The sequence below is a fragment of the Listeria sp. Marseille-Q6474 genome (assembly GCF_946902005.1).
Classification (GTDB): domain Bacteria; phylum Bacillota; class Bacilli; order Lactobacillales; family Listeriaceae; genus Listeria; species Listeria innocua.
Map to the genome: position 1 here is coordinate 518443 of NZ_CAMPPS010000001.1, position 19328 is coordinate 537770.

Annotated in this window: 21 protein-coding genes and 1 riboswitch; all 21 genes read right to left on the minus strand. The window is 38.5% G+C overall.

Annotation, left to right across the window (positions count from 1 at the left end):
- Positions 1-33 precede the first annotated feature (33 nt).
- Positions 34-480 carry a cupin domain-containing protein gene (locus OC533_RS02545; protein ID WP_003761805.1) on the minus strand — a complete coding sequence of 149 codons (447 nt, stop codon included), beginning with the start codon at positions 478-480 and terminating at the stop codon, positions 34-36.
- Positions 473-1594: an ethanolamine utilization protein EutH gene (gene eutH / locus OC533_RS02550; protein ID WP_003761804.1), complete on the minus strand. Its 1122-nt coding sequence runs from the start codon at positions 1592-1594 to the stop codon at positions 473-475. Before eutH ends, OC533_RS02545 begins: the two co-directional genes overlap by 8 nt.
- A gap of 15 nt (positions 1595-1609) precedes the next feature.
- Positions 1610-2155, minus strand: a complete 546-nt coding sequence (locus OC533_RS02555) for an ethanolamine utilization microcompartment shell protein (protein ID WP_003761802.1) — start codon at positions 2153-2155, stop codon at positions 1610-1612.
- Positions 2148-2417, minus strand: coding sequence for a EutN/CcmL family microcompartment protein (locus OC533_RS02560; RefSeq protein WP_003761800.1), 270 nt, complete (start codon positions 2415-2417; stop codon positions 2148-2150). The genes OC533_RS02555 and OC533_RS02560 overlap by 8 nt, the downstream gene beginning before the upstream one ends.
- 14 nt (positions 2418-2431) lie before the next feature.
- Positions 2432-3004, minus strand: coding sequence for a TIGR02536 family ethanolamine utilization protein (locus tag OC533_RS02565; RefSeq protein WP_153648205.1), 573 nt, complete (start codon positions 3002-3004; stop codon positions 2432-2434).
- On the minus strand, positions 3001-3642 hold the full coding sequence (gene eutD, locus OC533_RS02570; protein WP_262265220.1) for an ethanolamine utilization phosphate acetyltransferase EutD: 642 nt from the start codon (positions 3640-3642) through the stop codon (positions 3001-3003). The genes OC533_RS02565 and eutD overlap by 4 nt, the downstream gene beginning before the upstream one ends.
- 12 nt (positions 3643-3654) lie before the next feature.
- Positions 3655-4410: an ethanolamine utilization cobalamin adenosyltransferase gene (locus OC533_RS02575; RefSeq protein WP_003761794.1), complete on the minus strand. Its 756-nt coding sequence runs from the start codon at positions 4408-4410 to the stop codon at positions 3655-3657.
- A gap of 165 nt (positions 4411-4575) precedes the next feature.
- Entirely contained in the window at positions 4576-4860 is a 285-nt protein-coding gene (locus OC533_RS02580; protein WP_003719393.1) for a BMC domain-containing protein, read from the minus strand.
- Between the two features lie 31 nt (positions 4861-4891).
- The gene (locus OC533_RS02585; RefSeq protein WP_003761793.1) at positions 4892-6352 is read right to left on the minus strand and encodes an acetaldehyde dehydrogenase (acetylating); all 1461 of its coding nucleotides are present in this window, start codon (positions 6350-6352) and stop codon (positions 4892-4894) included.
- On the minus strand, positions 6352-6849 hold the full coding sequence (locus tag OC533_RS02590) for a BMC domain-containing protein (protein WP_010990795.1): 498 nt from the start codon (positions 6847-6849) through the stop codon (positions 6352-6354). Before OC533_RS02590 ends, OC533_RS02585 begins: the two co-directional genes overlap by 1 nt.
- Before the next feature lie 14 nt (positions 6850-6863).
- A complete protein-coding gene (gene eutL, locus OC533_RS02595) occupies positions 6864-7517 on the minus strand; it encodes an ethanolamine utilization microcompartment protein EutL (protein ID WP_003761789.1) in 654 nt (217 codons plus the stop codon).
- 22 nt (positions 7518-7539) lie between these two features.
- Positions 7540-8421 carry an ethanolamine ammonia-lyase subunit EutC gene (gene eutC, locus OC533_RS02600; RefSeq protein ID WP_003761788.1) on the minus strand — a complete coding sequence of 294 codons (882 nt, stop codon included), beginning with the start codon at positions 8419-8421 and terminating at the stop codon, positions 7540-7542.
- Between the two features lie 19 nt (positions 8422-8440).
- Positions 8441-9805: an ethanolamine ammonia-lyase subunit EutB gene (locus OC533_RS02605; RefSeq protein WP_003761786.1), complete on the minus strand. Its 1365-nt coding sequence runs from the start codon at positions 9803-9805 to the stop codon at positions 8441-8443.
- Positions 9806-9846: 41 nt separating this feature from the next.
- A complete protein-coding gene (eutA, locus tag OC533_RS02610; protein ID WP_033533129.1) occupies positions 9847-11268 on the minus strand; it encodes an ethanolamine ammonia-lyase reactivating factor EutA in 1422 nt (473 codons plus the stop codon).
- 90 nt (positions 11269-11358) lie between these two features.
- The gene (locus OC533_RS02615) at positions 11359-12816 is read right to left on the minus strand and encodes a sensor histidine kinase (RefSeq protein WP_003761781.1); all 1458 of its coding nucleotides are present in this window, start codon (positions 12814-12816) and stop codon (positions 11359-11361) included.
- Entirely contained in the window at positions 12809-13390 is a 582-nt protein-coding gene (locus OC533_RS02620) for an ANTAR domain-containing response regulator (RefSeq protein ID WP_003724712.1), read from the minus strand. Before OC533_RS02620 ends, OC533_RS02615 begins: the two co-directional genes overlap by 8 nt.
- Positions 13391-13664: 274 nt before the next feature.
- Entirely contained in the window at positions 13665-14804 is a 1140-nt protein-coding gene (locus OC533_RS02625) for a 1-propanol dehydrogenase PduQ (RefSeq protein ID WP_003761778.1), read from the minus strand.
- Between the two features lie 384 nt (positions 14805-15188).
- A riboswitch (adenosylcobalamin (AdoCbl) riboswitch) is annotated at positions 15189-15338 on the minus strand.
- Between the two features lie 55 nt (positions 15339-15393).
- Positions 15394-16269, minus strand: coding sequence for a propanediol utilization kinase PduX (locus OC533_RS02630; RefSeq protein ID WP_003766533.1), 876 nt, complete (start codon positions 16267-16269; stop codon positions 15394-15396).
- A complete protein-coding gene (gene cobD, locus OC533_RS02635) occupies positions 16259-17344 on the minus strand; it encodes a threonine-phosphate decarboxylase CobD (RefSeq protein ID WP_194323394.1) in 1086 nt (361 codons plus the stop codon). Before cobD ends, OC533_RS02630 begins: the two co-directional genes overlap by 11 nt.
- 13 nt (positions 17345-17357) lie before the next feature.
- The gene (locus tag OC533_RS02640; RefSeq protein ID WP_194323393.1) at positions 17358-18551 is read right to left on the minus strand and encodes an acetate/propionate family kinase; all 1194 of its coding nucleotides are present in this window, start codon (positions 18549-18551) and stop codon (positions 17358-17360) included.
- Between the two features lie 65 nt (positions 18552-18616).
- On the minus strand, positions 18617-19321 hold the full coding sequence (locus tag OC533_RS02645) for an MIP/aquaporin family protein (RefSeq protein ID WP_003771449.1): 705 nt from the start codon (positions 19319-19321) through the stop codon (positions 18617-18619).
- Positions 19322-19328 lie beyond the last annotated feature (7 nt).

A 19328-nucleotide genomic window follows, 5' to 3' on the forward strand; every position in this document is an offset into this window, starting at 1 on the left:
TCAGCAAATATTGCCGAAATCGTTTTTTTATGATTATTGTGACTGCCAATCAGCCGGATAAGTAACATAAATGAATCTCGCTTCTCCAGTTACAGAGAACTTAATTTGGCTTCCTTTTGGAATGAAAATCAGTTCGCCTGGTCCTGCAGAAACATTTCTACCATCGATGACAACATCTAGTCTGCCTTCAATAATATAATCTACTTCATCGTAATCTAAGAACCAATCAAATGTTGTATCTTTCATTTCCATTAGACCAAAACCTAGACGTTTACTTTCTTCTAGTGTTACTAAATCTTTTGTATAAACAACATCGCTAGGGTTACCAGTATCTAAACGGTCTTCTTCAGAAACTCTTACTTCTGGAAGTTTAACGGATAAAATACCACTTGGGTCAACATGTTTGGAACTTTGACCCATTTTTTCTAGGACAACTTGTTTTACTAGCTGCTCAATTAATTCTTTACTAATATCAGCCATTATCTTTCACCGCCGTTTGTTCTTTTGCTTTATTTTTCTTCATCATTCGGTTAGCCATGTAGATACCGACAGCTACTGCAGTTACTCCTCCGACAAGTTTTCCGACAATCATCGGGAAAATCATATCTTGGGCAACCCCAGCTGTGAAACCTAGATGATCCCCTAAAACAAAGGCCGCAGATACTGCAAAAGCAACGTTAATAATTTTACCGCGCTCATCCATATCTTTTAGCATTTGGAACATTGGGATACTATTTGCAAGTGTCGCAACCATACCTGCCGCTGCAACTTCATTCATACCAAGTAATTTACCCATTTTCATAAGTGGTTTGTTGAACACTTTCGTAATAACAAAAACTAAACAGAAAGCTCCTGCTAGAACTAGTGCGATACCACCAACGATTTCGATACCTTCGCCAATTGGTGCAATTCCTGGAATAATAGTTAATCCAGTAAGTTGTTGAATAGCTCCAGCCACAAGTCCGATAGTAGCAACAATTACTACCCCTTTTCCGAAAATCGTAAAGCCTTTAATCATGCCTTCTGGTTTGAACCAAAGACCTAACATAATAAGTACAGCTACAAGAAGAATTGGTACTAAGTTTTTGAAAATCATGATTGGTGAAAATCCAGCTACAAGACCACCGATTAAACAACCGATTGGAATCGTAATAATACCAGATAGTACACCAGTCGCTAGGTATTTATGGTCTTCTTTTTTAATAATTCCAAGTGCTACTGGAATCGTGAAAACAATTGTTGGTCCCATCATTGAGCCTAAAATAGCTCCTGCAAAAAGACCAGCGTCAGGCGTTAGCGCAAGTTCTTGAGCTAGCGCAAAACCACCCATATCATTCGCAAGTAAAGTTGTAGCAAACATTGCTGGGTCAGCCCCAAGCGCTGTATAAATTGGTACAACAATCGGGCTTAAAATTTTCGCTAAAACTGGTGCTAAAGTAATAATACCGACCATAGCTAGAGTTAGCGATCCCATTGCCATAATACCTTCTTCAAATTGTGCTCCTAAGCCAAATTTGTTACCGATAATTTTGTCAATGGCTCCTAGAATCATAAAGATTACCATTAAATAAATAATAATTTCATTAATGCTCAAAAGTGTTCCTCCATTCTATAGATAGCGTTTTAAAAGTTCATCAGGAGAAGGAATGACCGTATGATGTATCACCTTTTTTGGTTCTGCGGTTTCGATTAGAATCCGCATCCCTTCTTGAATAGCACTAACTTCCCCTGTAAAAACAGCCACAAATTTCCCACCAATCGAAGCACCGAGCGTCATTCGTTTTAAATGAATAGCTGATTTTTTTAGCGCTTCATTCACTGCGTTTAGCCCAGCACCCAATTGACTGATTTCGATAATTCCTACTGCATCAACATCAACTTTAGGGTGTTTATTGTTTAGAAAAGCAAGTAATTCTTCGTGCGCCATATGCAAAATATAAGAAGAAACATGAAATTTCCCTGCTTCTTCTTTTGCATCTTGCATCGCACTAGTAAGTTCACCGGAAGCACCTTGCAAAATAATCAAAAATTTACCAGGACATGTCGGACGAAAAGTAAATAAAGTTACATTGCCAGCTTTTAAAAAAACATCGGCCATTTCGTAACCTTTACTTATGCTCCTGAGTTCAAGAATACCTAAGGACTGTTCAGCCATAACGTTCTACCGAGTCGATAATGCCGACGATACACGCGTCCACTGGTATTGTATTATCCCCAGTAGATGCTCGTGCTGCGCTACCAGTTGTAACGAGCACGAGATCACCGTTTCCTGCTCCGGCATTATCAGCTGCCACTATGGAATGTCTTTTATCTTCCACTTCATCGGTACAAATCTCTACTAGTAGTAGTTTTAAACCATTCAGTTTTTCATCTTTTCTTGTCGCCCATAAACTCCCGGTAACTTTTCCAATTTGCATGCCGCTCTTCCTTCCTAACTTTCTTTAATGCTAATTCGGTTTTCCTGTAAATAATCTTTTGCAAGTGGTGTTAAGAAACTTCCCTCTGGCAAAATGAATTCGCTTTTATTCTTCGTGAGTTTAATCACATCTTGTTCGCTAATAACTTTGCTAGTTTTCACGGATTTCACCGGATTATCGATAAATTCTACGCCAAAACGAGCGAGTTTTTCTTCATATTCTTGAAGGAGCTGTCTGATACCATATTTAGCAGAACGTTTATAAGCATTTGCTTTAATTCCGCTTTTCATGATCCAAGTAGGACGTCCTTCTAAAAGATGATCTGTGATAAATTGTTCTTTTTTATTCATTGGTGCAAGCAAACTGATTCGAGCTAATTCAGCGATTTCCATTTCTTCTAATAATAAAATGTCACAGGTACGTTCAGAACGATCATAAAGCGAAACTTGATATTCTTTTTGATAACACTGTCTGAGAGTGTGTTCTGAATCTTGCCCCATGATAATCATTTTTTTATCTGGAAGTTGTAATCGTCTCATGACTTCCTCGGTGACGGCTTTTATTAGAGCTTCTATTTCCATACTCATTTTGCCTTTGTTTTCTTAATTATTTGACCTCGAATTCCCTTTTTAAAGCCGCATGCGTTGGCTTCGTCGTAATCAATATGCATATATGTAGCAAAATCAGGGCTAATTCGAACGACCACATCGTCAAAAATCAGTGGTCTGTCGCCATTAATTTTCACTTGAACAATTTCACTTTGTGTTATTTGTTGTTTTGCTGCATCTTCTGGCGTCATATGAATATGGCGTTTTGCAACAATAAGTCCTTCAGTTAATTGAACACTGTTTTTAGCAGATAAAAGTAAAATTCCTGGTGTCCCGGCTATGTCTCCACTTTCGCGGACTGGTGCTTTAATACCAAGTGCGGTACCGTCTGTAGCACTAATTTCTACTTGTGTTTTTTTACGGATTGGTCCAAGAATTACTACGTTATGAATCACGCTTTTTGGTCCAACAATGCTAATTCTTTCTTTACAAACATATTGACCTGGTTGAGATAGGTCACGGAAATGAGTAAGTTCATACCCAGGTCCAAAAAGTGCATCAACTGTCTCACGATCTAAATGGACGTGACGACCGGATGCTTCTACTTCTACGCCAGTTTCAAGTAATGCACGGCGAGTGACTTCTTCAATAAGGCTTGTTATTAACTCATTATTCATGAATAAGCCTCCTTACTTTTTATATTCACCAGTTCTTACGCGGAACATTAGTATCCAAAATAAACTGGATAACCGGTTGAGCGCTTGAATAATATCTGGTCTTTTTACCGAATAATCCGCTTCCTTAAATGCTGTAAAAGCAGTTAATTCCGTTTCACGAACCATCGTTCTTAATTTGTTTAACCGAATAACAGCATTCCCCATCGTATAATCAGGCATAAAATGCGTCATTTGGTAGTATTTTTTTGGATTATGACTACGTTCCCGCAGTTCTTTTTCGTCCATTCCAAGCAAATTAACTGTTTCGATTTGCTCGTTTAAAACTTCCGATCGTACAATATTTCTTACAAAGGTGAGGATTTCTTGTAAATCTTCCGCAAGATCTTTAAATTCACTAGCAACGGAACACTGGGTTTCCAGGATTTCAGCTTCAAGTGTATCTAATTTTCCGCGGAAAGCGATTTGAGGATGGTCTTTAAATACAAGCAAGTTGCCGCGTAAATGCGTCATATGTTCTGGCTTTTCATCTACTGAACCACCATAAATCGTTTGGAATTTTGCTCTAGTAGTTTCTTTTTTCACTGGCTCCACTACTACTTTTGTTTCTGAAATTTCATCAATATAATGAAGGTCGATTTTCTTTTCAGATAAAAAACTCTTAGCTGATGGAGTAATAATCGTTCCTTTTTTTATATCTAATTTTTTCTTTGTTTTTAAATCGGTGTGTAAGTAGGCTTTTCGTAACTCATCTTCTGTCAAAATAGCCAAAGAACCACATCCTTTTGTCCCATTTACAATTGGTGTTAGTAATGATGGGAAGCTTTGTCTTGCTTAAATCTGGTAAAAAGCGAAAGTTTTAGGCATTTTCCGAGTCTGATGGAACCCTTATGCCCTACGCTCACGCTTTTTCCTGATTTATGTTAGAAATTTTTCTTATTCAGCGCTTTTTGGTAGAATTGCGTCTACTTCGCTGTGTGGACGTGGAATTACGTGTACAGATAATAATTCACCAACGCGTTCAGCTGCTGCTGCGCCTGCATCTGTTGCTGCTTTAACTGCGCCAACATCACCGCGAACCATAACTGTTACTAGACCGCCACCAACTTGTTCTTTACCCATAAGTGTTACGTTAGCTGCTTTCACCATTGCGTCTGCTGCTTCTACTGCTCCTACTAAACCTTTTGTTTCGATCATACCTAATGCGTTTGCGTTTGCCATTTTAAAATTCCTCCAATTAGTGTTTTATTTTTTATTTTAATTCTGCTAAAACTTTTTCTACTAAACTTTGGATGAGTGCGTCTGCATCAACCGAAAGTTCAGGTGTTGCTTGGTTTTCTTCTTTACGAATGTCTTCTAACTCTAAAACGCCTGTAGCAATGCGACGAATGTTGAATAGATTTTCAGGTCCGATATTATCAGATGATGAACTTCCTCCAACTGCCCCACAACCAAGTGTTAAAGCAGGTACAAGATTTGTTGTTGCGCCAATTCCGCCAAGTGCTCCTGGTGTATTAACTAAGAGACGAGAAACTGGTTTTTTCAGTGCGAATTCGCGGATGATTTCTTTATCTTCAGAGTGGATGATTAAAGTATGTCCAGCTCCTTCGTGATAAAGAATATCCATGCTAAGTTCACAAGCTTCTTGCCAAGTTTCCGCTGTGTAGAAAGCCAAGATTGGTGCTAATTTTTCTCTTGAATAAGGGATTTTAGCGCCAACTTTTGTTTCTTCAGCGATAAGTACTCTTGCGTCAGCTGGAACAGTTAGGCCAGCAAGGTTAGCGATATGTTGCACGCTTTTACCTACGATTGCTGGGTTCATGGATCCATTTGGACGTAAAATGAATTTACCAAGTTGAACAGCTTCTGCATCTGATAAGAAGTGTGCTCCTTGTTTTCTAAATTCAGCAATGACAGCTTCTTTATTCACACGTTCCACAACGACCGATTGCTCAGATGCGCAAATTGTTCCGTTATCGAATGTTTTTGAATCAAGAATATGTTTTACTGCGCGAGGAATGTTAGCGCTGCGTTCGATAAATGCTGGGCCATTACCTGGTCCAACTCCAATTGCTGGAGTTCCAGATGAATAAGCGGCTTTTACCATAGCAGAACCACCTGTTGCAAGGATAACTGCTGTATCTTTGTGTTTCATCAGTTGATCTGTTCCTTGGATTGTTGGAACAGTCATACAGCTGATAGCGCCTTTTGGACAACCAGCTTTTTCTGCAGCTTCACTAATGATTCTTACTGTTTCAAGAATTGCTTTTAGTGCGTTTGGATGTGGAGAAAATACGATACTATTTCCTGCTTTAATCGAAATTAGTGTTTTGTAAATAACAGTGGATGTTGGGTTTGTTGATGGAATTAATCCTGCAACTACGCCTAGTGGAACTGCAACCTCCATTACTTTCTTTTCGTTATCTTCTTTTAACATACCAATGGTTTTCATATCTTTGATGTAATTGTAGACGTGCTTGGAGGCGAAGACGTTTTTAATTACTTTGTCTTGCCAAATTCCAAAACCAGTTTCTTCATGTGCCATTTTTGCGAGTTTTTCGCGAGCATCATAACCGGCATCAGCAATCGCTTTTACAATTGTATCAATTTGTTGTTGGCTCATTGCAGCAAGTTCTTTTTGTGCTTTGTTAGCTGATTCAATGAGGTTACGAACTTCTTGGATTGAGCGTAAATCTTTATCTTCTAGTGCCACTAGTTTTCACTCCTTCCATAAATATCTTTTAGTGCGTGAACAAGTTTATCCTTGTTCGCATATTTAATCTTGCTTTTTGGGATAGGCACATTATCTAATGTGTAAGCAAGTTTCCTTAAATCAATAACTTTCATTTCGCGAAGTTTCTTTTCCGTTTCATCTGTAGTTGTTTTTACTTCTACGACTTCTTGGATAACTTCTTTTGTTTCTTCTATTTCTTGCTCAGCTTTTACAAAGAGTGATTTCGTTTCTTCACTCATTCTTGCTATCACGTGACTAGAAATGAGGCAACCTAAGCTTTCTGTAGCTGCTTTTCCTGCTTCCACTGCTGCATTTACAGCACCAACATCGCCTGTTAATTCAACTGTTGTTAAGCCACCTTTAATGACTTCACATCTAATTAATTCAACATTTGCTGCTTTTAAACAAGTATCAGCCGCAACCACAGCACCAAGGAAACCAGTGACTTCAATTAAACCAAGTGCTTCATTTGGCATTTTTTAGCACCACCTTAATATTGAAGTGGATTTTCAGCCACATTTTCTACTGCCATTTTGAACGCATCACAAGCAGCTTTACATGCAGATTGACTACCTGTTAAAAGTGCTCCACCGAAGTTAGTTTCGGATGGTGGTCCGTAGAAAGTTCCAATTGTTACGTCTGCTGCTTTAAGAGCTGCATCTAGAGCATACATAGCTTCAAGTGGCGGTGCGATTAAGTAAGCAATCGCTTGTCCTTCTGCTACATTTGCTTCTTTTGAAAGGAAAGAACCTGTTCTTGATACACAATGTGCAAAGTAAGGTACGCTATCATCTTCATTTGCACTAACAAAGCTAGCACCATTTTCGATGAAGTCTACTGCAACTGAAAGGCCACTTTTTACTTCAGCTGGGCTTGGTCCGGCAATAATACCGATTACTTCACCAGCTAGTTTTGTGGATGCATTTCCAGCACCAGCATACATACTTTTCGCATAGACAACATCTACTTCTGCTGCTTTTGTTGCTTCATCAAGTGCTGTGTATGTAACATCATCACAATCAGATGTAATAATACCCAGACTTCTTTGATGCGGTTTTAAGTCAAGTTGTTTAAATAAACCATTGTCTACATTAGATACAACTTTGACGCTTAAAACGGATGCAGGTAATTTATCGTTTTTCATGAAGTTTCCTCCTCTAACAATTTTATTTTAAATCAATACCAGAACATTTTTTCTCAAGCATATTGTGAATTAATTCAGCAATATATGCGCCTGCTTCAACTGGTGGAGTTCCGCCGCTATGAATGTTAGAAATAACAGTACGACGAGCTTCTGGCATACCAACTGTTGGTTTATAAGCAATATAAGCACTCATAGATTCAGCAGTTACAAGACCCGGACGTTCGCCTACAAGTAAGCACACAACGTCAGCGCCAGTGATTTCGCCGATTTGATCCATGGATGGCACACGACAATGTTTTACAAAAATAATATTATCAAAGTCTAAGTTATACATTTTCAAACCTTGTTTAATAGAAGGTAAAATGTCTTTGATGTTTGCTTCAATTGCTGCAGAACTAAGTCCGTCACCGACAACGATTTGTAGTTTCGCGTTTTTCGTAGTATTCGCACGAATCACTTCCACCATTTCATCATCAAATTCACGACCTAAGTCTGGGCGAGTTAAGTATTCGTCTTTATCATGACATTTCGTATTTACTGGGATGAAGTTCATTTCTTTGACTAAATCCTCTGAAACGTAAGAGAACACGGAATCTTGTGCAACAGCATGGTCCGCACGGAAACGAAGAATTGTTTCTGTTTTATAACGCGGACCAGCGCGCCATAAACCAAGTCTTGCTGGGGTCATTTGTTTCATTTTCAAATAGCCTTCGCGGTCAGCTGGTTCTGGTACTAGTAATTGTTTTTTAATGTCAACTTCAGTAATATCCGGGATGCTACCTTCTGTTACAACTGTTTCAACTACAGATTTAGTTGGCGCAGCTGCTACTGTATCGGTTGTTTTACCACCGGACATTTCCGTTAAAATGCCTTCAATCATTTGTTTTAATTCTTGTTCGTTCATCGCTTAGTTCCTCCCTTCCTTATTTTAGGAAAATAGATGCATCTCCAGCACGGCTTGTTAATTTACCATTTTCACTGAAGCCCATTTTTTCCATCCACTGATCAAATTCTTTAATCGGTTTTAGACCAAATAATTCACGTAAAGTAGCTGTTTCATGGTAACCAGTTGTTTGGTAGTTAAGCATTACGTCATCACCATGAGGAATACCCATGATAAAGTTACATCCTGCTGCAGTTAGAAGCACGGATAAGTTTTCTACGTCGTTTTGGTCGGCTTTCATATGGTTGGTATAACAAACGTCACAACCCATAGAGATACCAGTTAATTTACCCATGAAGTGATCTTCTAGGCCGGCGCGAATTACTTGTTTGGAATCGTATAAATACTCAGGTCCGATAAATCCAACTACTGTATTCACTAGGAATGGATCAAATTTCTTCGCAAATCCATAACAACGAGCTTCCATTGTTACTTGGTCTACGCCGAAATGAGCGTCAGAAGAAAGCTCAGAACCTTGTCCTGTTTCAAAATACATAACGTTTGGTCCAGTTGCAGCACCACTTTGAAGAGCTAATTGTCTAGCTTCTTCAATCGTTGCTCCGTCAAAACCGAAAGCTGTATTTCCTTTTTCAGAACCTGCGATAGATTGGAATACAAGACCAGTTGGAGCGCCGCGACGCATTGCTTCCATTTGAGTCTTCACGTGCGCTAGTACACAAGTTTGTGTTGGCACATCCCATTTACTGCGGAATTCTTCAAATTTATTAAGTAAACGAACAACGCTATCAGTAGAATCATCTACTGGGTTAAGTCCGATTACCGCATCCCCAATACCGTAAGTTAATCCTTCCATTAAAGAAGCAAGGATACCATCAGGATCATCAGTTGGATGGTTTGGTTGTAGTCTAGCGGAGAAAGTTCCTGGAAGACCGATTGTTGTGTTCGCATGTGCGATAACACGAATTTTTTTCGCTCCATAAATTAAATCTAGGTTGGACATTAATTTTGTAACAGCAGCAATAATTTCTGATGTTAGGCCGCGTGCAACACGTTTAATGTCAGCATCTGTTGTTTTATGGTCTAAAATCCATTCCCGTAATTCTTCCACTGTCCAGTTTTTAATGGAATCATGGATACGTTCATTTACTTGGTCTTGAATAATACGGGTTACCTCATCTGTTTCATATGGGACAACCGGATTATTACGTAAATCTCCAAGCGTCATTTTAGAAAGCACCACTTTGGCAGCTACACGTTCTTCTGCAGATTCAGCAGCAACTCCGGCTAAACGGTCGCCCGATTTTTCTTCGTTTGCTTTTGCCAACACATCAGTGATGGATTTGAACTGGTATGTATGGCCGAATAAATTCGTTTTTAAAATCATTCGATAAATCCTCCTCTCAAAATTAAAGCTATTTATATGGATCAGTTAAAGACTAAGGTTTTTACTACTACTGGTAGCACTTTCCCGTCAGCAACTGGTTTTCCTATATCAATATAATCACCGTTATCGACTTTGACACTATCCAAACAAATCAGTGGATAGCCGGCTGGTAAATGCCCGAAAATACTTTGTCCGAGCGCTTTTGCCATGTCGTGCCAAGTAATGATAATTAGTGGGTGCCCAAGTGCAATCGGTTCTTTCATCCCCTCGCAAATGGCCTTTGCATATTCTGTTACTTGCTGGAAACTGGGGCTATTCTCCCCTTCAATTGCAAGTGCAATCCGTTCCATATCTTCATCTATTTTGAACCAGTTGAGTTTTTCCTTGATGACTTCTGCCATATTTTCATTTTCTTCTTGTTTGGCAAGTTTCAAAATAGGAATGTTTTTTACTGGGAAAATTTTCTCGGTATAAGTGATTGTGCTACCGCTAATTTCTGCTGTGTGTGAACCGGCTCCTACCACAGTTGCCCGTATGGTTTCGACAGATTCGATATACTTTTTTTCGGTCATCAAGCTAGATTCAGCTATTGACTTTCCGAGTAAAAGACCAATATCTCCGTATCTAAACGGATCACTTAAAGCACCAGTTGAAATACAATCAGCCACACCGCCTGAAAAAGAAATACATTCAATTTCAGCAAGGAATTTTAAGCCTTTATTCGTGATGATTGTTTCGTAAAAATCATTTGGAGCTCCAAGACCGACACTGTTTTTAAGTAACTCTACCATTTCACCTAGAATTGGTTGTAAATTTTCTGGCGAGGTCTTCTCACCTAGCGTGATTGGATAACCACGTTTTTCTATTAAAGCTTGAATTTTTGGGGCAATATAAGTGATTTTTCTAGTTTCACGGTCCACTTTGATTAACCGACCACCAATATCAAGGCATGCTGTATCAATAAGCTCGCCGCGATCAAATAGCGATAAATTTGTTGTCCCGCCACCTATATCCAGATTCACAACACAAGTACTATTTTCTTTAGAATAAGTGTGCGCACCTGCTCCTTTTCCAGCAATAATACTTTCTAAATCAGGTCCAGCTGTAGCAACGACAAAGTCTCCTGCAAAACCGCTCATCGCATCTAGAACGTTACTCGCATTATCTTTACGAGCCGTTTCACCTGTAATAATAACTGCCCCCATGCCGATTTCTTCTTTCTTAATCCCGGCATTCGCATATTCTTTCGTTACAAAATCACGAATTGCATCGACATCAATTAAATTATCAGCAAGAATCGGTGTAAAAAGAATCTCGCTTCTAAAAATGATTCGCTTATCTGAAATAACAATGCGCGGCACTGTGAAGCTTGATGCCATATTTTGAATTTCTAACTCGGATAAAATGAGTTGTGTTGTCGACGTACCAAGGTCAATCCCTACACTTAAAATCGTTTCCGTCAAAACCCTCACTCCTTTCTAGCAAAAAGAAAAAGCTTAAAGACAAATAACAGTATCGTTACTTGGCTTTAAGCTTCATCGCTTTTTTCATAGCTACTTCTTTGTAGCATGGATTGAATTGTATTTAAAATCGAACATTGTTTTAGTTCCATGTTCATTTGATTCAATTGTTACTTTACCTCGAAGTTTATCTTTGATGTAACTTTTGACAATGGAAAGTCCTAGGCTTTTTTCGGATACTTTTCGAACATTAAAGCCATGACCATTATCGCTTACTTCTGCGTGAATAATATTTTTTTCTTCTTTTATTTGTAGTAAAATTTCGCCTGATTCATTTGGATGGAAAGCATGATCATATGAATTTTGTAATAGTTCATTCATAACAAGCGCTAGTGCCACGGTTCGGTCACTATCCAAGTAAATCCGTTTATCAATATCCATTCTAACTGCAACTTGCGGACAATCGTTACAACATCTTTCAATATTATAGGCGACTGCTTCAATTACCATATATAAGTTGATTCCGTCTTCCATCTGCTTGGATAAAAGTTCATGTGTAGCTGCAATTGCAAGGATACGACTGACACTCTCATTCAAAACCTTCTGTGCTTCCACGCTTGTAGAACGTCTGCCTTGAATTCTCAGCAGTGAAACAACTGATTGTAAATTATTCTTCACACGATGATGAATTTCGCGAATTGCCACCGATTTTGAAACGATTTCTGCTTCTTTCACTTTAATATCCGTGACATCATGTAAGATAAGGATAAAACGACATTCTTGTTCATCCTCTTCTTTCACAAAAATTTGCTTCATAATAAAATAATTCCCGGCAATAACCACTTCTTTTTTTAATTGAACTGGCTGTTTTCCTGTTTCGATTTGATACATAATTGCATCAAACATCATCTGGTCGAGAGATAAATTATCATAATGCATTCCTTGGATATTTTCCATGTAGCCTAGTCGTTCATAGTACTGGTCAGCAGCGCAGTTTTTTTGTTGTAAAATACCGTTACGATCAAAAATCAAGATTGCGTCATCTAGTTGATCAGTAATAGAATCGGTTAATTTACTCATCGCGGAAAGTGTTGTAGAAACATCTCTATAAGCCGTTTCTTCGTTGTCAATCTCAAAATGAGCTTTAATTTCTGCACTAATATCATTTTCTAGAATAAGTACGGCAATGACTCGTTGTTTGTTGCGGATAGGATACACTTTTTGACGAATTAATACGTTTTCTTGTGTTTTTGCAAGCAAGTCGTTGGAGTTCATACCAGTTTCAAGAGTTCTGAGTACACCTGGTTCATTACTACGAAGAGCAGTTTCTCCAACTACATTGTTTTTATAAAGTGACTTGGTTGATTTTGGCGGCGTATGATGAATGACAAGTGCTTCACTAGTAAGTTTGTTATAAACATCAATGAAAACATCTACATCTTGATACATCGAAGACTCGCTTAACGATTTTGCAGTATGTATTAATTCATCAATATCATATTCTGCTAAGTCCGTATAGCGTAAACACATTTCTCGAATCGTCTTAGTCATCGCTCATCACAATCGTTTCTGCGATTTCCATCATTGGACAACGTTTATCCATGCTCAGATTACGAATCATGTTGTAGGCTTCTTCCTCTGTGATGTTGTTCTCAATCATAAGCACACCTTTAGCTTTTTCAATCACTTTGCGTTCTTCTAATTTTTTTGTGAGCTTTTCTAATTGCTGCTCTAGTTTTCTTGTTTCTCGCCCTTTGGCAATACTCATTTCAACTGTTGGGATTAAACTTTTTTCATCAAGTGGTTTTACTAGATAACCTAATGCTCCGAATCCTTTTGCTTTTTCAGTGTTTTTTGGATCACTAAATGCGGTTAATAAAATAATACCGCCAGCAAGGCCTTCAGAAATAATCCGTTTCCCTGCTTTTAAACCGTCTAAGAGTGGCATTTGAATGTCCATAATAACAAGATCTGGTTGATGGCTTTTACAAAGTTCGATTGCTTCAAAACCATCTGTCGCTTCCCCTACAACATTGTAGTTCGCTTCTTCCAATATGTCTCGGATATCCATTCTTGTAATAGGTTCATCATCGGCTATTACAATTCTTCCATTCATTCCTGTCACGTCCTCTTCTTCTGCTATTGATTGATTCGTAACAAAGCTCTACGAAATCACTCTATAGAAGCATATACTTGAGCGAAAGAGTTAAAGAGCTAGAGAAAAAATTCTCCCAGAAAATAGAAAGAGCCCCTTAAAAATATTGTGCAATATTTTTGAGGGAGCCCCGTTGCTCTGCTATATTTATTATTCCACACGTCTTTGTGCTCGGTTCTATTATAAAGTAGCATGAAAACGATGTCAATAGGTTATTTGTTTCCAGTTGTGAAATAAATAACTTTTAAGCCAACATTTTTTCGAGAATCGCACTAACATCTGTTTCTGTCGGTGTTCTTGGATTAGTTGCAGTACAACCATCATTCAGCGCACCTTCAGCGATTTGCGCGATATGCTCGTTTAAATCGGTACGACTAACACCACATTCAGATAATGTTGTTGGCATATTAAGTTTCTTTTGAAGTTGTTTAATAGCGTTAATTAAGCTGCGAACGCCAAGTCTTGTATTGGAAGCTGGCATTTTTAGTAATTTGGCAATTGCTGTATAACGTTCTGCAGCACGGTTATCTGGATTGTTACCAAAATCACTTGTTAATCCAGCATTATAACTAATAACATGTGGCAAAAGTAAAGTATTCATACGACCATGTGGAATTTTAAACTTAGCACCGGCTGTGTGAGCGATACCATGGTTTAAACCAAGCGAGGTAATATTAAATGCCATACCTGCTAAACAAGAAGCATTATGCATTTTTTCGCGTGCTTCAAGATCATTTCCGTCTTTATAAGCACGCTCCAAGTATGTGAATACTAATTGAATTACTTTTTCAGCCATTGCGTCCGAATAATCATTTGCTTTTGTGGAAACGTATGCTTCTAGCGCATGTGTGAGTACATCCATACCAGTGTCTGCTGTGATTGCAGGTGGGACAGATTTCACTAAATCCGCATCTAAAATCGCTTCATCCGGCAAAATAGCATCGGTAATAAGTGGATATTTAATTGCTTTTTCTTTATTCGTAATGACAGAAAAACTAGTAACTTCAGAACCAGTTCCACTTGTAGTTGGGATTACGATGAATGGCATTGCGCGCACCGTACCAAGTTTTTGACCAAAGAATTTCATCGCTTTCGCCGCATCAATCGCGGAACCACCACCGATAGCGATCATCAAGTTGGCATCACATTCGTTTAAAACTTCAATTCCAGCTACAACGTTTTCAATTGGCGGGTCAGGAATAATATCGCTAAAAATAGTATATGTATTCGACTTATCAATTTTTTCCGTGATAGCATTAATCATTCCTGAGCTCACCATAAATGGATCTGTTACGATGAAAATTTGTTTGTCTTTAAAATCCAGTAAACGATCTGTTGCTCCTTGGCCAATGTAAAGATCTGTTTTAAAACTAACTTTTTGCATGAGATTACCTCCTAATTTTTTAAAACTAAAAAAAGAAGCCTTGAGTAGAGAAATTTCCCCTTCCAACTCAAAGCTTCTTTGCTAAGTAAACAGTACGCCTTTGTACCGTAAAATATTTTATTTGTCCACTTTATTAAAAACCAAACACGTGGAAATGTCAAATCTTTTTTGTAAATAGGCAATGAAGATACGTTCCTTGTATCACTCTTTTCGTCGTTGAAAAGATCATTGCCCACCATAAAACTAAGCGGTGCACATCTTTGTGCGTATGGTGCTTGATAAAACGTAGCTTCGTCCAGCTTCTCGGCACCAAACCATTTACAGTGGGCTTATTTGTTTTAAAAACAAATAAAAAAGCCCCAGTGAGACAACTACACTGGAACCAAGAATTATACATGCTTTGCCTCGAAGCAGTATAACCAGTTAAAACAATTAGATAAAAGACCTGACTTAGAGTGTCTAACTCCTTACAGTGGCGGGACCGTGCTGGATTTTCACCAGACTTCCAGTATCTAACTGTTTGTATGAACGAATTCGTTTATCAAAGTTATTATAGCATAAATTAATCCGCTTGCAAGAAGAATTTGCTTTAAGAAATTATTTGAACCCCACCGCGCGCGAGCTCCCTAAAGTAATATCTGCTGTAAAAAGTGGTGACATAGCGTCGTTCTAATTCGAATAAAATTTCTAGCGGGTCTATCTTACCTAACTCATACAGTAAACCAACGACCGTCCCACTATGCGACACATTGATCCCTACTAGATTTAAACAACTCACCACTTCTAACAACTCATTCCAAAACGGTTTGGGTAAAATGATTTGATTGCTCGCTGCGCTAAGTGTGGCGGCTTTTCCAAGCAAGTTGATTGATTTTTGGGCTGCTGCTTGGTTGAAAAATTGCACAGCTTTGGCTAATTGTTGTTCATTTTCCAGCAATTGTTCATGGTGGTCTTCTTGCCGATATGTTGCAGTTTCCAAAACAGTAAGTGGTTCTAAGACAACGACGCCCAGTTTCGGCATCCAGTTAGAACTTTCAATCACGGACCCTTTTAAATGATCAAAAAGTGTGAGTGATTTAAAAATCGTGCTATCTGTTGGTTCTAGTTGCAAACAAAGCTTGGCAATTTCGGTTTCTGTTATCGGTTTATTTAACCATTTTGCTGTAGCGCCTATGGTTGCGGCAATATCAGCAGTAGAGCTTGCCATCCCTTTGGCGACCGGAATAGTCGATTTTACTAGTAACGATATAGGTGGACGTTCTTTTTTTGTCACGCCAAAATACTCGCAAGTTACCTCAAATGCGAGCCATGCTTTTGTATGACCTTGGCTGTTTTGTCCTGATTTATCGGATAAAGTTACTTCGGAATACCAGTTGATTGGGTATGAAATCAATTTTTCGCCGCCAGTAATAAACCCTTGCAAAAGTTCGCCACATGAAGCGGGACAAGTTGCTTTAATTTCCACTAAAAATCACCTCGAGCGCTCTTATAAGCTTGGTATTATCACATCTAGCTTTCACCGCAACTCGGTAATAATTTTCAGTGAGTCCACGGTAATTGGCACAACTGCGTATGAAAATCCCTTTTAGCAATAATTCTTTTCGTAAATCAAGCGGTGTTTCAAGATGGAAAAATATGTAGTTTACACTTGGGCGATACACGGTTAGTTCGCTAAACTTAGATAACTCTTGATATAAAAAATCTCGTTCAGCTGAAATCCAGTTGTATGTTTGAGTGATGTATTCTGTATCATTCAGCAATACTTGACCAGCCATATCGGCAAAAGTATTGATAGACCAAGGTTCACGCATTTGTAATAATGCTTCAGCTAGCAAATCATTTTTGGTCAACAAATAACCAAGTCTTAGCCCTGGAATTGCAAAAAATTTTGTAAATGCGCGGATAATTGCTAAATGTGGAAAGCTTTCTAAATAATTAATCATCGAAATTGTTTCATTGTCTTCTAAAAAATCCATAAACGCCTCATCAATGATTAAATATATGTTTCGTTCTTCACATAATTCTGCAATTTGAATCATTTCTTGCTGCGATATTAATTGTCCGGTTGGATTATTCGGGTTGCACAAACAAACCGCTTCAAGATCTGATTCGCGTTTAATCATTTCTAGTACCGTTTCCGCTGCAGCAAAATGAGTTTCTTTCGTTAATTCTGCATAAATAATTTCCGCATCAAAAAAAGCCCGTTCATATTCCGCAAAAGTAGGCGCAAGTAAGAGAACTTTTTGCGCCTTGGTTACTTTTGCGATTCCGAAAATCAGCTCAGTAGCACCGTTTCCAGGAATAACATTTGCTAAGTCAAGTTGATGAAACGAGGCAATACGCGCACGGAGCGCTAAGTAATCTGGTTCTGGATATTCCGCCAGTTTATCCAAATTCGCTGTTATCGTTTGTTTCAAACTAGCTGGAACGCCAAGTGGATTAATATTCGCACTAAAATCCAGAATCATTTCTTTGGTTAATCCATGTTGTTTTGCTAGTTCGTTATAGTTGCCACCGTGCATTGCCGTCGTTATTTTCACATCAAATCGCTCCTTAACTTATCGTTTGTTTTGTATATTTTTCTACATCTCGAGCAATCATTAGTTCTTCGTTTGTTGGAATAATGCATACTTTGACCGCTTCGTCATCATTGCTAATTATCATATCACCTGCATTATTTTTTGTCACATTACAAGTTACACCAAGGTAACTTAGTTGTTCTGTAACCATTTTACGAATTAATGGTGAGTTTTCACCAACTCCAGCTGTAAATAATAAAGCGTCGCAACCATTCATGGCAGAAGCATAAGCCCCAATATAATTACAGATCTGGCCAGTAAACATCCGGAGCGTTAGTAACGCACGCGAATTTCCTTCTTTCGCAGCAATTTCGATGTCTCTAAAATCACTTGAAATTCCGGATACACCAAGAACGCCAGATTCACTCGACATCATATGTGTCACTTCATCCAAGCTATAGCCTAATTCGTCAACTAAATAAGGGATGATTGTCGCGTCAATTGTACCAGAACGTGTTCCCATCATCAAGCCAGCATTTGGTGTAAAGCCCATGGAAGTATTCACTGACTTTCCAGCTTCAATCGCACAAATACTTGCCCCATTCCCTAAATGGCAAGAAATAATTTTTAATTTTTCTAAAGGTTTCTCGAGAACTTCTGCTGCTTTTCCAGCCACATATTTATGACTTGTTCCATGAAAACCGTATTTTCGAATATGATGTTTTTCATAAAGTTCATAAGGGAGCGCATATAAAAAGTTTTCTTCTGGAATCGTTTGATGGAAGGCCGTATCAAACACTGCAACCGAAACGGCATTTGGTAATAGTTCGCGGAATGTTTTAATGCCGATGATATTGGCTGGATTATGAAGCGGCGCAAGACTTGTGACATCTTCAATCCCCTTTACGACATCATCCGTTACAATACATGAAGAAACAAAAGCTTCTCCGCCGTGCGCAACACGATGTCCCACTCCTGTAATTTCATTTAGGTCTTTAATTACTTGGTGCTCCTTCAATTGCTCCAGTAGAATTTCCACTGCTTCTCCGTGATTATTTATCGCGCGAGTTTCCTTGATTTTTTCATTTTGAAAGGACATGTTGAATATGGCATCTGGTAAGCCGATTCTTTCAATTAAGCCCTTAACTAAGACTTCTTCTTCTGGCATCGTAAAAATTTGGAATTTCAGTGAAGAACTCCCTGCGTTTATCGCCATAATTTTGTGCATTTAGCTCAGTCCTTTCTCATTTTTAAAGGAGTAAACAAAGCCATTCTTGTTTACTCCATGCTTTTTTATAATAAAATGTTAAATAGTCCAATGGCTAAGAGACCGCCAATGATTGGTCCGACAATTGGAATCCAAGCGTAACGCCAGTCTGATCCACTTTTATTTGGTACTGGTAGTAAAAAGTAAGCAAGTCTTGGTCCTAAATCACGAGCTGGGTTAATCGCATAACCTGTCGTTGGTCCAAAGCTCATTCCGATAGCAACTACTAGAAAGCCAAGGATTAATGGATTTAAACCATCTGTGAAACTGTTCGCTCCAATCATAAGTAAACCAAAAATGAAAGCAAATGTTGCGATAATTTCACTGATTAAGTTGAAAGGTGTATTTCTAATCGCTGGTCCTGTGGAAAAAATACCATGTGTATCAATTTCTGGGGGAGTCGCTTTAAAATGCGGATAGTAGTGTAAAATAATAATCGATGCTCCGACAAATGCTCCGGCGATTTGGGCGATAATGTACGGAACTACAGCTGCCCAAGAGAATGAACCTCCAACTGCAAGCGCAATAGTTACTGCTGGATTTAAGTGCGCTCCGCTATATGCTCCAGCGACATAAATACCAATCATTACAGCAAAACCCCAACCAAATGTAACAACTACCCAGTTTGCACCTTGTGATAATGATTTATTTAATGTTAAACCTGCTAAAAGGCCATTACCAAACATAATAAGTACCATCGTTCCAATAAATTCCGCCAAATATGCTGACATAGTTTAT

Coding starts and splice junctions, on each gene's coding strand:
- OC533_RS02545 (WP_003761805.1), bottom strand. CDS start 480: ATGGCTGATATTAGTAAAGAATTAATTGAGCAGCTAGTAAAACAAGTT.
- OC533_RS02555 (WP_003761802.1), bottom strand. CDS start 2,155: ATGGCTGAACAGTCCTTAGGTATTCTTGAACTCAGGAGCATAAGTAAA.
- OC533_RS02560 (WP_003761800.1), bottom strand. CDS start 2,417: ATGCAAATTGGAAAAGTTACCGGGAGTTTATGGGCGACAAGAAAAGAT.
- OC533_RS02565 (WP_153648205.1), bottom strand. CDS start 3,004: ATGAGTATGGAAATAGAAGCTCTAATAAAAGCCGTCACCGAGGAAGTC.
- eutD (WP_262265220.1), bottom strand. CDS start 3,642: ATGAATAATGAGTTAATAACAAGCCTTATTGAAGAAGTCACTCGCCGT.
- OC533_RS02580 (WP_003719393.1), bottom strand. CDS start 4,860: ATGGCAAACGCAAACGCATTAGGTATGATCGAAACAAAAGGTTTAGTA.
- OC533_RS02590 (WP_010990795.1), bottom strand. CDS start 6,849: ATGCCAAATGAAGCACTTGGTTTAATTGAAGTCACTGGTTTCCTTGGT.
- eutL (WP_003761789.1), bottom strand. CDS start 7,517: ATGAAAAACGATAAATTACCTGCATCCGTTTTAAGCGTCAAAGTTGTA.
- eutC (WP_003761788.1), bottom strand. CDS start 8,421: ATGAACGAACAAGAATTAAAACAAATGATTGAAGGCATTTTAACGGAA.
- OC533_RS02605 (WP_003761786.1), bottom strand. CDS start 9,805: ATGATTTTAAAAACGAATTTATTCGGCCATACATACCAGTTCAAATCC.
- OC533_RS02615 (WP_003761781.1), bottom strand. CDS start 12,816: ATGACTAAGACGATTCGAGAAATGTGTTTACGCTATACGGACTTAGCA.
- OC533_RS02625 (WP_003761778.1), bottom strand. CDS start 14,804: ATGCAAAAAGTTAGTTTTAAAACAGATCTTTACATTGGCCAAGGAGCA.
- OC533_RS02640 (WP_194323393.1), bottom strand. CDS start 18,551: ATGCACAAAATTATGGCGATAAACGCAGGGAGTTCTTCACTGAAATTC.
- OC533_RS02645 (WP_003771449.1), bottom strand. CDS start 19,321: ATGTCAGCATATTTGGCGGAATTTATTGGAACGATGGTACTTATTATG.